11 protein-coding genes, 1 rRNA gene and 1 pseudogene are annotated in these 14211 nt (G+C 39.2%); 7 read left to right on the plus strand and 6 right to left on the minus strand.

Features of this window, described 5'->3' with window-relative positions; all coding sequences use genetic code 11:
* Positions 1-119: ribosomal RNA gene (locus tag G468_RS0104235) — 16S ribosomal RNA — on the minus strand; the annotation flags it as partial.
* A 382-nt stretch (positions 120-501) separates the two neighbouring features.
* The gene (gene gmhB / locus G468_RS0104240; protein ID WP_026822061.1) at positions 502-1089 is read right to left on the minus strand and encodes a D-glycero-beta-D-manno-heptose 1,7-bisphosphate 7-phosphatase; all 588 of its coding nucleotides are present in this window, start codon (positions 1087-1089) and stop codon (positions 502-504) included.
* A 166-nt stretch (positions 1090-1255) separates the two neighbouring features.
* Between gmhB and metN the strand changes: the two genes are divergently transcribed.
* From metN to proS, 6 genes and pseudogenes are all read left to right on the plus strand, one after another.
* Positions 1256-2287, plus strand: coding sequence for a methionine ABC transporter ATP-binding protein MetN (gene metN / locus G468_RS0104245; RefSeq protein WP_026822062.1), 1032 nt, complete (start codon positions 1256-1258; stop codon positions 2285-2287).
* A complete protein-coding gene (gene metI, locus G468_RS0104250; protein ID WP_026822063.1) occupies positions 2280-2930 on the plus strand; it encodes a methionine ABC transporter permease MetI in 651 nt (216 codons plus the stop codon). The genes metN and metI overlap by 8 nt, the downstream gene beginning before the upstream one ends.
* A 51-nt stretch (positions 2931-2981) precedes the next feature.
* A complete protein-coding gene (locus tag G468_RS0104255; protein WP_026822064.1) occupies positions 2982-3803 on the plus strand; it encodes a MetQ/NlpA family lipoprotein in 822 nt (273 codons plus the stop codon).
* Between the two features lie 286 nt (positions 3804-4089).
* Positions 4090-4349: pseudogene (gene rcsF, locus G468_RS19660) on the plus strand (Rcs stress response system protein RcsF).
* A complete protein-coding gene (tsaA, locus tag G468_RS0104270; protein ID WP_026822065.1) occupies positions 4342-5055 on the plus strand; it encodes a tRNA (N6-threonylcarbamoyladenosine(37)-N6)-methyltransferase TrmO in 714 nt (237 codons plus the stop codon). The pseudogene rcsF and the gene tsaA overlap by 8 nt, the downstream one beginning before the upstream one ends.
* Positions 5056-5162: 107 nt before the next feature.
* Positions 5163-6878, plus strand: coding sequence for a proline--tRNA ligase (gene proS / locus G468_RS0104275; RefSeq protein ID WP_026822066.1), 1716 nt, complete (start codon positions 5163-5165; stop codon positions 6876-6878).
* Positions 6879-6938: 60 nt separating this feature from the next.
* Here proS and nlpE read toward each other — a convergent pair whose 3' ends face one another.
* Positions 6939-7601, minus strand: coding sequence for an envelope stress response activation lipoprotein NlpE (nlpE, locus tag G468_RS0104280; protein WP_026822067.1), 663 nt, complete (start codon positions 7599-7601; stop codon positions 6939-6941).
* 271 nt (positions 7602-7872) lie between these two features.
* Between nlpE and rof the strand changes: the two genes are divergently transcribed.
* Positions 7873-8139: a Rho-binding antiterminator gene (gene rof, locus G468_RS0104285; RefSeq protein ID WP_026822068.1), complete on the plus strand. Its 267-nt coding sequence runs from the start codon at positions 7873-7875 to the stop codon at positions 8137-8139.
* A 38-nt stretch (positions 8140-8177) separates the two neighbouring features.
* Here rof and tilS read toward each other — a convergent pair whose 3' ends face one another.
* From tilS to dnaE, 3 genes are all read right to left on the minus strand, one after another.
* A complete protein-coding gene (tilS, locus tag G468_RS0104290) occupies positions 8178-9518 on the minus strand; it encodes a tRNA lysidine(34) synthetase TilS (RefSeq protein ID WP_026822069.1) in 1341 nt (446 codons plus the stop codon).
* A 236-nt stretch (positions 9519-9754) separates the two neighbouring features.
* On the minus strand, positions 9755-10714 hold the full coding sequence (gene accA, locus G468_RS0104295; protein WP_026822070.1) for an acetyl-CoA carboxylase carboxyl transferase subunit alpha: 960 nt from the start codon (positions 10712-10714) through the stop codon (positions 9755-9757).
* An 11-nt stretch (positions 10715-10725) separates the two neighbouring features.
* Positions 10726-14208 (minus strand): DNA polymerase III subunit alpha, encoded by a 3483-nt coding sequence (gene dnaE, locus G468_RS0104300; protein ID WP_026822071.1) that lies wholly within the window; start codon positions 14206-14208, stop codon positions 10726-10728.
* Positions 14209-14211: the final 3 nt, after the last annotated feature.

The raw sequence follows: 14211 nt of genomic DNA on the forward strand, positions 1-14211 counted from the left end.
TACTCACCCGTCCGCCGCTCGCCGGCAAGAAAGCAAGCTTTCTCCCGCTGCCGCTCGACTTGCATGTGTTAGGCCTGCCGCCAGCGTTCAATCTGAGCCATGATCAAACTCTTCAATTAAAAGTTTGATGCTCAAAGAATGTTTTACTGGCCGTAACGCTTTTTTTGCCACTTTGTCGGCCTTTTATCGCCTTCGCTGTTGGCCAAAATAACGTTACTGCTTATTAGTTCATATATGAATTAACTGTTTGTCACTCTTTAAGACTTAATCTTCAAATAGTTTTTGATGATGTCTTGCGAGTGCCCACACAGATTGTCTGATTAATTGTTAAAGAGCGTGCGACCGTAGTCGCGAGGTGGCGTATATTACGCTTTTCACCTTAAATTCGCGTTATACTTTACTTTTATTCACTTGTTGATGAATAAGTCGCGATAACAGGAAGGGCATTATAGATTTATTTTATCTTTGCACAAGTACTTTTTTAAAAAAAATAATTTTGCTTTATTTATGAACAATAAGTTCATTTTTTTGACAATTTTTTATCTTATTGGGTAAATCTGCCAGGCTATTTATAATCCAATCAGCGCATTTTTTATCATCTTCAGTGACAACCTTTGCTGAAGTAACCAATACATTAGTCCCAATATGCGCCTCTTTACCTGCTTGCATATCAGAAAGCTTATCACCAACCATATAAGAAGCTTTCATATCAATATTAAGTTGTTTTTGCGCGGACAATAACATACCGGCCTTCGGCTTACGGCAATTGCATATTTGTCTATATTTTTGTTCAATTGCTGCCGGATGATGAGGACAATAATAAATACCATCCAGCTCAACACCACGATCAATAAGAGACCAATCCATCCATTCCGTCAAGGCAAGAAATTGCGCTTCTGTGAACAACCCTCTTGCAATGCCTGATTGATTGGTAACAAGTATCAAAGCATAACCCATTTTTTTTAATTCAAGCATTGCCTCAATGGCACCTTCGATAAACTGAAAATTATCTATTTCATACACATAACCATGATCGTGGTTAATGGTACCATCACGATCAAGGAAAATCGCCGGAATACTTTGACTCACCGTATTACTCCATTAAATTTAACTTTGTTCATTATATGAAAAGCGGTTAAATAAGAACAGGATCAATATTTACATTTTTGTTGACTTAGACGTCTAGACACCTTAACATCCATGTTAAATAGGATCGAATGTTCTCACCACTATTTCCATTATTTAGTAGATCACAATGATAAGACTTTCTAACATTAATAAAATTTTTCACCAAGGAACACATGCAATTCACGCATTAACCAATATTAATTTGCATGTTCCTCAAGGCCAAATTTACGGGGTTATCGGTGCTTCCGGTGCCGGAAAAAGTACGCTAATTCGTTGTGTTAATATGCTTGAACGCCCAACATCAGGAGAAGTATTCATTGATGGGCAGACATTGACCGATCTTTCTGAAAAAGAGTTAATCTTCACACGCCGTACTATCGGAATGATCTTCCAGCATTTCAATCTACTTTCTTCACGAAATGTTTTCGATAATATTGCCTTGCCTCTGGAGCTAGATAACACACCAAAGGCCAAAATCCATCAACGCGTAACAGAGTTATTAACACTAGTCGGTTTAGCAAATAAAAAAGATGCCTATCCAGCCAGTCTATCTGGAGGACAGAAACAACGCGTTGCTATAGCACGTGCTTTAGCCAATTCACCTAAAGTATTATTATGTGATGAAGCGACAAGTGCATTAGATCCGGCAACAACCCGTTCTATTCTTGAGCTATTGAAAGATATTAATCGACGTTTAGGTTTAACCATTTTACTTATTACTCACGAGATGGACGTTGTAAAACGTATATGCGATCAAGTCGCGATTATTAGTGAAGGGCGCTTAATAGAACAAGATAGCGTTAGTGAAGTATTTTCTCATCCAAAGACCCCGATTGCGCAAAATTTTATTAAATCAACACTTGTATTAGATATTCCTGAAGATTATCAAAAGCGTTTACAGATGGCGCCGGCACCCGATTTATCGCCATTATTGAAATTGGAATTTACCGGTAAGTCAGTCGATGCACCATTGATTTCAATGGTGGCTAGGAAATTTAATATTGACATTAATATATTAAGTTCACAAATTGACTACGCCGGTGGTGTTAAATTTGGTTTTATGCTGGCTGAACTCCATGGTCTTGACGAAGATATTGAAAAATCAATTACCTTTTTAGAAGAGCACCATGTAAAAGTAGAGGTCTTAGGTTATGTCTGAAAAAATGATTATCCTGCTACTAAATGGTACGCTAGATACACTAATTATGACTTTTGTGTCAGGATTTTTGGGGTTTTTATTAGGACTTCCCATTGGGATATTACTTTATGTGACTCGCCCCGGACAAGTTATGGAAAATCTGACACTTTACCGAACAGTGTCTGCATTAGTTAATGTGTTTCGTTCCATCCCATTTATTATTTTACTGGTTTGGATTATTCCATTAACTAAATTCATCGTCGGCACATCTATCGGTATTCAGGCCGCGATCGTTCCACTGACTATTGGGGCTGCACCTTTCATTGCCCGTATGGTTGAAAATACGCTGTTAGAGATCCCCAATGGTTTAATTGAAGCCGCTCGTTCAATGGGCGCAACGCCACTACAAATCATTAGTAAAATCTTGTTACCTGAGTCTTTGCCCGGTTTAGTCAATGCAGCGACCATTACCTTAATTATGTTAGTCGGTTACTCTGCGATGGGCGGTGCGGTTGGTTCTGGCGGGTTAGGTCAAATTGCGATGCAATACGGCTATTATACCTATAACCCAACTGTTATGAATACGGTTCTTGCTTTACTAATTATTTTAGTTTTTGCTATTCAATTTGTTGGCAATCACCTAATGAAAAAAACACGTAAATAAAATCCTCACTTAAAAAGGGTTAAAACTGAGTCTGGTCTTAAAGAGGTAATTATGTCTATCAAAATAAAAACTAGTGCCGTTGTTGCGGCACTATTCAGTATATTAGTTTTTAGTGGCTGTGGTGAAAAAACAGAAAAACCTAATCACATCAGAGTGGGTGTCATCATGGGCAAAGAGTTAGCAGTGGCTGAAGTCGCACAAAAAGTCGCCAAAGAAAAATATCAGCTTGATGTTGAATTAGTTACCTTTAATGATTTTGTACTGCCAAATGAATCTCTGGACAAAGGCTATATTGATGTTAATGCATTTCAACACAAACCTTATTTAGAGCAACAAATTAAAGATCGCAATTATAAATTAGTCGCTGTTGGCAAAACATTTATTTATCCTATTGCGGCTTATTCTAAAAAGATTAAGTCTGTTGAACAACTAGCTGATGGTGCCCAAATCGCAATTCCCAATGATCCTACTAACTTAGGACGTTCACTATTGTTGTTACAAAAACAAGGGCTAATCAAAGTAAGTAATAGTGCCGGTTTACAACCTACCGTATTGGATATCACTGAAAATCCTAAAAAGCTGAACTTTATTGAACTGGAAGCACCGCAATTGCCTCGTAGTCTAGATGATCCCAAGATTGTTCTCGCGATTATTAATACAACTTGGGCTAGTAGCGCCGAACCTAAATTAACACCAGCAAAAGATGGATTGTTCGTTGAAGACAAAAATTCACCTTATGTAAATCTCATCGTGAGTCGTATAGATAATAAAGATAATGAAAATGTGAAAAAATTTGTTAAAGCCTATCAATCTAGCGAAGTCGCTGAAGCAGCGAATAAAATTTTTGACGGGGGGGCTATCCCTGGTTGGTAATTGCTTTATCAAAAAGAGTGACATTATAATAAAACAAGCGGATATAATCCGCTTGTTTTATTATAAATTTCATTCAATTAATTATTCCATTATGATGGCTAAAACTGATTTTTAGCGCTAATTTGATTTTTTTAATAAGGAATTTATATGCGCTTATTACTCTGTTGTCTTGTACTTTGTATTTCAGGCTGTAATTTACTTTCTCCAACTGAATATAATAAACAAGATAACTCGCTAAAAAAAACAAAAAAATGTTATCAACAAAATATCACCACAAAAAGGTTCTGTGGTAAAAGTTATTGATAAAACAGAAGCGCTGCTAGGTAAACCATTTAAGGATCTGGGTATTGTTTCCGGTATTTCATGTCAACCTAATCGACAAGATCCAAGCGTAAGTATTCCAAAGGCGAAAAAAACATGTTGAAAAAGGCCTCTTCTCAGGGAGCAAATATCGTGTTATTGCATCGTTGTGAAATAATTAGTACACCTGATTGTTATCAAACTGCTATTTGTGAAGGTTCTGCACTGAATATTATCAATGAATAATTTCCAATTTAACGTGATTGGGCTGATAGAATCACCCTATAAAGAAAAATTTGCCATCCCGAGACAACCAGGCTTAATTGATGACGGACAGGGTTTTTTGCGTCTATTACCACCTTATAATCATCCTGATGCGGTTCGCGGATTGGAACAATTTAGCCATATTTGGGTTATTTTCATTTTTCATCAAACCAAACAACAAAGTTGGCGCCCACTGGTAAGGCCTCCCCGTTTAGGCGGCAATACTAAAATGGGCGTTTTCGCCACTCGTTCTCCATTTCGTCCTAATCCTATAGGTATGTCATTAATTGAATTGAAAAATCTAATTATCCGTGATAGCGAGGTAGGCTTGACTCTAGGGAGTATTGATTTAGTTGATGGAACTCCTGTTATTGATATAAAACCCTATCTTCCTTTTGCCGAATCTTTACCAAAAGCAGTTGCTGGATTTGCGCAAGCTGCACCCGCTAATAAAATGACAGTTATTTTTTCTGCTACCGCCCAAAAACAGCTGATTGAGCAACAAACCCGCTACTCTTTCCTTGAGCGTTTTATTCGACAAGTCTTAGCCCAAGACCCACGTCCAGCATATAAAAAAAATGCTGCTGATGAAAAAATCTACGCTGTTCATCTGCTTGATTTTAACGTTAGATGGCGAATTTCAGCGAATATAGTGGTCGTTCTTTCCTTAGATACGCTAAAAAATTAAGTTATCTCTTTTGACATTAGCAAGTCACTGGTAGACTGGGGAATAATTTTGTTTTAATGGTTGGTTAATGCCAACTGGAAGTAATTCGTCGTTGATGGAAGCTAATAATGCGTACAAGCCAATATCTTCTCTCTACTTTAAAAGAGACTCCCGCCGACGCTGAAGTTATCAGTCATAAGCTGATGCTTCGCGCAGGTATGATCCGTAAACTTGCTTCAGGGCTATATGACTGGCTACCAACCGGTGTCCGTGTGTTGCGCAAAGTTGAGAACATTATTCGTGAAGAAATGAATCGCGCTGGTGCAATTGAGATCTCCATGCCGATAGTTCAGCCAGCCGATCTCTGGCAAGAGAGTGGGCGTTGGGAGCAATATGGGCCAGAATTACTTCGTTTTGTTGATCGTGGCGAGCGACCTTTTGTGTTGGGCCCAACTCATGAAGAGGTAATTACCGATCTTATTCGTAACGAAGTAACTTCTTATAAGCAGCTTCCGTTGAACCTTTATCAAATCCAAACAAAATTTCGTGACGAAGTAAGGCCACGTTTTGGTGTGATGCGCTCCCGTGAATTTATTATGAAAGACGCTTATTCTTTTCATACCGACCAAGACTCGCTGCAACAAACTTACGATGCTATGTATGCGGCCTATAGTGCAATCTTTACGCGTATTGGCTTCAATTTTAGGGCAGTCCAAGCAGATACTGGTTCTATTGGTGGTAATGCCTCGCATGAATTTCAAGTATTAGCGGATAGTGGTGAAGATAATATTGTTTTTTCTACTGCTTCAGATTATGCCGCTAATATTGAACTGGCCGAAGCCATTTGTCTTTCGAATGAACGCGCTGCACCAGTTGAAGATATGCGTCTTGTCGATACGCCTAACGCCAAAACCATTGCCGAACTTGTAGAGCAACATGATTTACCTATTGAGAAAACAATTAAAACTTTAATTGTTAGTGCCGCAAAAGAGAGTGGTCACCAGCTTATTGCTTTATTGGTCCGCGGTGATCATGAACTCAATGAGGTTAAAGCAGAAAAACACCCTTTGGTGGCAAGTCCACTGAGATTCGCAACAGAAGAAGAAATACGTGCCACCCTGAAAGCTGGCCCAGGTTCATTAGGCCCTGTTAACTTGCCAATACCGGCGATTATCGACCGCAGCGTTGCTATGATGAGTGATTTTAGTGCAGGCGCTAATATCGATCATAAACACTATTTTGGTATCAATTGGCAACGGGATCTCTCTTTACCCGAAGTTTACGATCTACGTAATGTCGTCGAAGGCGATCCGAGTCCAGACGGTAAAGGTACTCTACAAATTAAACGTGGGATAGAAGTTGGTCATATCTTTCAACTTGGAACTAAATATTCTGAAGCAATGAAGGCCAGTGTACAAAATGAAGATGGCCATAATCAAACGGTAACGATGGGATGTTATGGTATTGGTGTCACGCGGATTGTCGCAGCAGCAATTGAACAAAGCCACGATGATAAAGGAATTATTTGGCCTGATGCTATTGCGCCTTTTCAGGTTGCTATTTTACCGATGAATATGCATAAATCCTATCGTGTAAAAGAGGTTGCTGAAAGACTTTACCGTGATTTGCAAGCCAAAGGAATTGATGTTCTTTTAGATGATCGTAAAGAGCGGCCTGGTGTGATGTTCGCCGATATGGAGCTTATTGGCATACCTCATACAATAGTGATCGGTGATCGTAATTTAGATAACAACCAGGTTGAATATAAACAACGGCGAAATAATGAGAAAGAATATATTAATATTGCTGGGATAGTTGATTTTCTGCATACAAAACTTAACTAATCAGCCTCATTAAGGCAAAATGCCCAGCTCTTTTAGTTGGGCATTTCATATAACTGATAATTAGCGAGACTGACAAGTACGCAATTTATCAAATTTAATCGTTCCAGTCTGGATCAATGTGGCATCAAACAATCCATCCTCCATCGAAGGACGGATAGTATAATAGCCCTCAACTTCAACATAAACTGGTTTACCCGCTTCAATACCCGTTGCGCGATATTGGTTTTCTAAATCAATACCACTCACACTATAAGTACGCCCCGTTTTACACTCTTTAAATAAAGCCGCGTCGGCGATATAGCGATATTCTCCGCTCTTTATGTCAGGCTTAACTTGCTCTAATGTATAATTTAAATTGCTTTCTATTTTATTTCCTTCCTGATCGAGATATTCTATTGTTTTATCATCAGTACTAGGTTGAAAATAGGTTTTTTGTTCTTCAGAATCAATCAAAAATAATTTAGTGCCTTTTTTAGTCCAATTTCCGCTAGAAAAAAAAGTATTTTTTTGTTCTTCCTTACCCAAATAAGTCAATTGTTCAATATATGTACCATTCGGATTAAAAAGAACGGTTGTTTCAATACCTGAACAATCTGCGCAAGGAAGTACGCCAGTATAAACTTTATCTACTGGCTGGTTCTGAGATTGTGATAATTTATGCTGGCAGCCAGCTAGGCTCAGCGCACCTATTGTGAGCAATATTTTTAATACTTTTTGATTCATCATTCGCTCCAAAATCCATCAATAAAATAGATCTATTACAATAACAATCGTTTATTTTCAGCAAACCATTTTACCTGGTTAAACAATATTTAAAACCATTTGTTAAATTTCATTGCGTACCATTAATATTAGCCAAAATCATACTAATGTTTTCGTTCTTCGTTACAAAAAAAAGTCTGGTGCTATTATGCGCTTTAAGTAGTAAATGCTTATAATTACAAATATCCGAAGGCGGCAAATAACCGCCACTTAACAATAGTGGTGAGGGATTATGTCTAAAGATACTGAATACAAACCAATTAACTGTGATGACTATGATTATTTAGAACTCGCTTGCCAACATAGTCTTCAATTAGCTATAAAATTGAATAATGGGGAGATTATTGAAGGCAAAGCAATCGATCTACTGTTAAAAAAACAGGTTGAATATCTGGTTGTTGAGGCTGCTAATGAAAAAAAGCAACTGCGATTAGATCATATTGTTAGTTTTAGTCATCCTGAAATTGGAGACATCGTTATTGATCATTCTGGATCATAAAAGAAGCCATGATTAAACAAGCGCGAGAATAACCCTTACTAGTAGAGTAAGGGTTTTTTATCGGTTATCCATTTTACGTTCAATGCAGACTGCCCTTGAATACATCGCCCAGATTCGGTAATAAATACACCAACAGCGGCAATAAGTTCATCGTTATAATAAACCAAAGGTATTCTTTCTCTTAACCATGGAGCAACACCTAATTCTTGCCAAAGTTTTTTACTCCGCCTCGCGTGCTGGCGGCCAATAATTTTAATATTGCCTTTTAAACCAAATCGAATAGTCACCTTTTCATTTTGTAATGGAGCACGAACACTAATGCCTTTATCTACCACCCTAAGCGTCCCTAAATTATCGGGTAATTTAATGGCTGCAGGCAACTGCCACGCTAAACAAATTTTAGTCAGATCGTTAAATTGTGGTAGCAACCAAAGTTGTTGTTTAAAACGCCGAATAACATTGTTGTTAGCTAACTTAAATTGCGGTTCGGCATCTGGCCGCGCACAGATCACGTCTTGCCAAATCTGTTTTAATTGAACACGAGAAGGCATCAAAATTCGATGAAAACTCAACCAACGGCGTAATATTGCGTTACGTTTTATTGCAGAATAACTTGCTAAAGCATCAAGCTGCAAGGCTCCTTCTGCCGTTACTAGCTGAGATAAATAATCTTGTAGTAACTCATTTAGTAAGGCTTCTTGTTCGGCACATAAACTGGCACTTCTAGCCACTGCTTGCGAAAAATGCGGCCAACGTCGATTGAAATGTGGCATTATCGTCAAACGTAAAAAATTACGATCATAGCGCTGATCTTGGTTACTATCGTCCTCTATCCAAGAAAGTGCTTTTTTTTGCGCATAAACAACCAATTGCTGACGGCTAAAAGATAATAAAGGTCTGATTAAATAGCTATCAGCAAACGGCATAGAAATTGGCATGGCAGATAAGCCTGCTGGCCCACTGCCCCGTTTTAATGCTAATAAAAAAGTTTCTGCTTGATCATCTAAATGTTGGGCAGTAACAATAATTTCTTCAGGTAATAATATTTCGCGAAACGCTCGATATCGTGCATCACGCGCCGCTGCTTCTATCCCTTTTTTAGTCGGATCGATATAAACCGGCTGTGAATAAAACGCTACCTGCAAGTCGCAACAAACTTGTTGGCAATGGATAGCCCAATCATCAGCTTTATCATTAAGTCCGTGATGAATATAGACCGCACGGATGTTAAGATTTGGCACTGCGGTTTGACGTAATGTCACTAAGGCATGTAATAAAACCGTTGAATCCAGTCCACCACTGAAGCCTACCAACACTCGGCGTGTTGAGCCGATAGCTTTTATAATTTGGTTCAGTAATGCAGCCTCATCAACATTCATAATTATTCTTATTACCTCTTTTCGGCATTAATTATCTGCTCTATTTTCCACTCATCATACTAACAGTATTCATATAATATTTTGTATTAAATAAAATTTACTCAGAAAATAAAAGGAGAAATAAATTTTTTAAGGATCATTTCTGATAATAAATCAACGATAAAACATTTTACGCATTAAAAAATGGAAATAACCATTAATAGTTATTTCCATTTTATTCATTTGCTACCGCAATATTAGCAATAACCACATTCCATTAAACGTTGATAACGTCTGTTTATCAACTCTTCCGGACTAAAAGAATCGATATCACTCAAATCATTTAAAATCCGCTGTTTAAGATTATGCGCAATTTGCTCATAATTACGATGCGCGCCACCTAGCGGCTCTTCAACAATGTTATCAATCAGATTAAGTGATTTTAAACGCGAAGCGGTGATCCCCATCGCTTCAGCGGCTAATGGTGCTTTATCGGCGCTTTTCCAAAGAATAGAAGCACAGCCCTCGGGTGAGATAACAGAATAAGTACTGTATTGTAACATATTCACTTTATCACCCACACCTATAGCTAATGCGCCACCAGAGCCTCCCTCACCAATTACGGTACAGATAATAGGCACAGAGAGCCGTGACATTTCACGTAAATTACGCGCAATTGCTTCAGACTGACCGCGTTCCTCCGCCCCAACACCAGGATAGGCTCCCGGTGTATCGATAAAGGTAATAATCGGTAATTTAAAACGCTCTGCGATTTCCATCAATCGTAAAGCCTTACGGTATCCTTCCGGTGCTGGCATGCCAAAATTACGCCGAATCTTTTCTTTTGTTTCACGCCCTTTTTGATGGCCAATAACCATTACTGGACGCCCATCCAACCGAGCCAATCCGCCAACAATGGCTTTATCATCAGCATAAGCACGATCACCCGCTAGCTCCTGGAAATGAGTGAATATACGCTGAGCATAATCCAGGGTATAAGGTCGCATCGGATGACGAGCAAGTTGTGCTATTTGCCAAGCGCCTAAGTCAGAAAAAATTTTGCGTGTTAACTCTAAACTCTTTTCGCGAAGTCTAGCGACCTCTTCATCTAGGTCAATATCTAGCTTGGTATCCTGACGATTTACTGCCGTTAACGAGTCTATTTTTGCTTCCAACTCAGCAATCGGCTGTTCAAAATCCAGAAAATTAAGGCTCATAATATTCCTATTTAGTCAAATTCTAATTCTACCTGCTGATTACCTAGCAGAGTTCGCAGCTCAATCAGAAGATTATCTGTCGGTGTTACCCGCCAAGTGACGCCTAATTTTAATTTAGCGCGCGCGTCTTTTTTCTGATAATAAAGATTAACCGGTATTGTTCCTGAACGATAAGGTTCCAATGTGCTACGAAGACGGTTTAATAATTGGTCATCAATTTGTCTATCTGTCAATGAAATAGCAATACTCCGGGCATATTTTGCCCGAGCTTCGCTAAGATCCATCAATTCACGAACAGACATTTTATTACCACCATTGAATTCATCAAAGCTGACCTGACCTGTGGCAATTAATATTTTATCTTTCTCTAGTAAATGCTGATACTTTTCTAATGCATCAGAAAATAACATGATATCCAAGCGCCCAGAACGATCATCTAAAGTACATATGCCTATTCTGTTGCCACGCTTAGTTGTTACCACTTTAGCTGTTAGCGCTAAACCAACCACCGTAGACATTTGTCCCCGCGGCGTTGGATTCACATCCTTAAGTCTTAATCCACTAGTATAACGTTCAATCTCTGACAAATAGGCGGTAATAGGATGCCCAGTTAAATAAAGACCGAGCGTTTCACGTTCACCTTCTAATATTAAATGTTCAGGCCATTTCGCTACACTAGCATAAGATTGTTCAACCTGCTCAGGCGCTTCAGCTAATACGCCAAACATATCAGTTTGTCCAATAGCTTCTGCTTTAGCATGTTGATCCGCCGCTTTTAAGGCATCTTCTAATGAAGACATTAATGCGGCACGATGCGGACCTAAATGATCAAAAGCACCGGACATTATCAATTTTTCCATCACTCGACGATTAAGTTTTTTAGTATCGACCCGCGCACAAAGATCAAAAATTTCTTTAAAATAACCACCTTTTTGTCGAGATTCAATAATGGCTTCTATTGGACCTTCACCAACACCTTTAATTGCACCAATACCATAAACAATTTCACCTCTGTCATTGACATGAAAATGGTATAATCCACTGTTGATATCGGGTGGTAGTACTTTCAACCCCATACGCCAACATTCGTCAACTAAACTAACCACTTTCTCGGTATTATCCATATCCGCTGTCATCACGGCTGCCATAAATTCAGCCGGATAGTGGGTTTTTAACCAAAGGGTTTGGTAAGAAACTAAAGCATAAGCAGCAGAATGTGATTTATTAAATCCGTAACCGGCAAATTTTTCCACCAGGTCAAAGATTTTCATGCCTAACTCACCATCTATACCATTTTTAACTGCTCCCGCTTCAAAAATTGAGCGCTGTTGTGCCATTTCTTCCGGCTTTTTCTTACCCATTGCCCGCCGGAGCATATCTGCGCCACCTAGCGTATAGCCAGCAAGTACCTGAGCAATCTGCATGACTTGTTCTTGATAAAGAATGATACCGTAGGTAGGCTCTAAGACCGTTTGTAATGATGCATGCTGCCATTCAACATCAGGATAAGAGATGGCTTCTCGCCCATGCTTGCGATCAATAAAATTATCCACCATCCCTGACTGTAGTGGGCCGGGACGAAAAAGTGCAACCAAAGCGATCATATCTTCAAAGCAATCGGGACGTAATCGCTTAATCAGGTCTTTCATACCACGCGATTCAAGTTGAAATACCGCTGTCGTCTCTGCCCGTTGGAGCAGGTCAAAACATTTTTGGTCAGTAAGTGGGATCGTCGCGATATCAATGGGCGCTAAATTTTGTTTTGCTCGACGTTGATTAATCATATCTAACGCCCAACTAATGATTGTCAAAGTCCGAAGACCCAGAAAATCAAATTTTACTAGACCGGCGTATTCAACATCATTTTTATCAAATTGAGTAAGCGGGTTTTGCCCTTCAGGATCACAATAAAGTGGTGCAAAATCGGTTATTTTGGTCGGCGCAATCACTACTCCGCCAGCATGTTTACCTGCATTGCGCGTCACACCTTCCAGTTTACGCGCCATATCTATTAATGCCTTAACTTCCTCATCAGCATCATAAATTTCTTGCAGCTGTGGCTCAACAACAAATGCTTTTTCAAGGGTCATACCAGGATCAGATGGAACTAATTTGGCGATACGATCAACAAATCCATACGGATGCCCCAATACCCGGCCAACATCTCGAATAACCGCTTTTGCTGCCATGGTACCAAAGGTAATAATTTGTGAGACAGCTTCACGACCATACATTTGCGCAACATGTTCAATGACCTGATCGCGTTTTTCCATACAAAAATCGACATCAAAGTCAGGCATGGATACACGTTCAGGATTAAGAAAACGTTCAAATAGCAGATCAAATTCAAGTGGATCCAAATCTGTAATTTTTAATGCGTAGGCCACTAATGAGCCAGCACCTGAACCTCGTCCCGGGCCAACCGGGATAGCGTTATCTTTTGACCATTGAATAAACTCCATTACGATCAGAAAATAACCCGGGAAACCCATTTGGTTAATCACGCGTAATTCAGTATCTAAACGTTCATCATATTCAATCCGTCGCTCAGCTCTTTCTTTCTCATTGGGATAAAGGAATTGTAAACGTTCTTCCAGACCAGCTTTAGCACATTTGATAAGGAAATCTTCCGTTGCCATATCCCCAGTGGGAAATTGCGGCAGAAAATATTCACCTAAACGCATCATCACATTACAGCGCTTAGCAATTTCGACACTATTTTCAAGTGCTTCAGGAATGTCAGCAAATAACTCAACCATTTCCTGTTCACTGCGTAGATATTGCTGAGGACTATAATTTTTAGGTCTTTTCTGATCAGCGAGTGTAAAACCATCATGGATCGCCACCCGTATTTCATGTGCGGCAAAATCATCACTATTAATAAAGCGAACATTGTTGGTGGCTACGACTGGCACGCCTTTTTCAGCCGCCAATTGGACTGCTGCATGTAAATAACTTTCTTCATCAGGCCGTCCTGTCCTAACAAGTTCCAGATAATAGTTATTAGGGAAATGAGTTTGATAAAAATCCAAACATTGCTCAACCAGTTGCTGATTTCCGCGTAATAGAAATTTACCCACATCTCCCAGACAACCACCTGACAGTAATAATAGCCCTTCTTTATGGGTTACCAACCATTCTCGTTTGATTGTTGGTCCTATCGCGCCATAACCTTTTTGATAGGCTGCTGAAATAAGTAATGTCAGATTATGGTAACCTTTATTATCTCTAGCCAGGATGGTTAAGTGAGCAACTTCATCACCGAGTAACTCACTTTCTAGATAAAAATCTGCACCAATTATCGGCTTAATACCCTCTGCATGAGCAGCACCATAAAATTTTATTAAACCATAAAGATTGGTAAAATCAGTTATCGCCAGTGCCGGCATGCCTAATTCTGCCACTCGATTAACGAGTGGGTTAATTTTTGCTAATCCATCGATAATGGAATAGTCACTATGGACGCGCAAGTGTATAAAACGTGGTTCGGCCATTTT

The sequence above is a fragment of the Arsenophonus nasoniae DSM 15247 genome, assembly GCF_000429565.1.
Classification (GTDB): Bacteria; Pseudomonadota; Gammaproteobacteria; order Enterobacterales; family Enterobacteriaceae; genus Arsenophonus; species Arsenophonus nasoniae.

What these genes read in the sequence shown, in the direction of transcription:
- tilS (WP_026822069.1), bottom strand. Translation starts at nt 9,518, where the DNA reads ATGAATGTTGATGAGGCTGCATTACTGAACCAAATTATAAAAGCTATC.
- rof (WP_026822068.1), top strand. Translation starts at nt 7,873, where the DNA reads ATGTCTAAAGATACTGAATACAAACCAATTAACTGTGATGACTATGAT.
- nlpE (WP_026822067.1), bottom strand. Translation starts at nt 7,601, where the DNA reads ATGAATCAAAAAGTATTAAAAATATTGCTCACAATAGGTGCGCTGAGC.
- metI (WP_026822063.1), top strand. Translation starts at nt 2,280, where the DNA reads ATGTCTGAAAAAATGATTATCCTGCTACTAAATGGTACGCTAGATACA.
- accA (WP_026822070.1), bottom strand. Translation starts at nt 10,714, where the DNA reads ATGAGCCTTAATTTTCTGGATTTTGAACAGCCGATTGCTGAGTTGGAA.
- metN (WP_026822062.1), top strand. Translation starts at nt 1,256, where the DNA reads ATGATAAGACTTTCTAACATTAATAAAATTTTTCACCAAGGAACACAT.
- tsaA (WP_026822065.1), top strand. Translation starts at nt 4,342, where the DNA reads ATGAATAATTTCCAATTTAACGTGATTGGGCTGATAGAATCACCCTAT.
- dnaE (WP_026822071.1), bottom strand. Translation starts at nt 14,208, where the DNA reads ATGGCCGAACCACGTTTTATACACTTGCGCGTCCATAGTGACTATTCC.
- G468_RS0104255 (WP_026822064.1), top strand. Translation starts at nt 2,982, where the DNA reads ATGTCTATCAAAATAAAAACTAGTGCCGTTGTTGCGGCACTATTCAGT.
- proS (WP_026822066.1), top strand. Translation starts at nt 5,163, where the DNA reads ATGCGTACAAGCCAATATCTTCTCTCTACTTTAAAAGAGACTCCCGCC.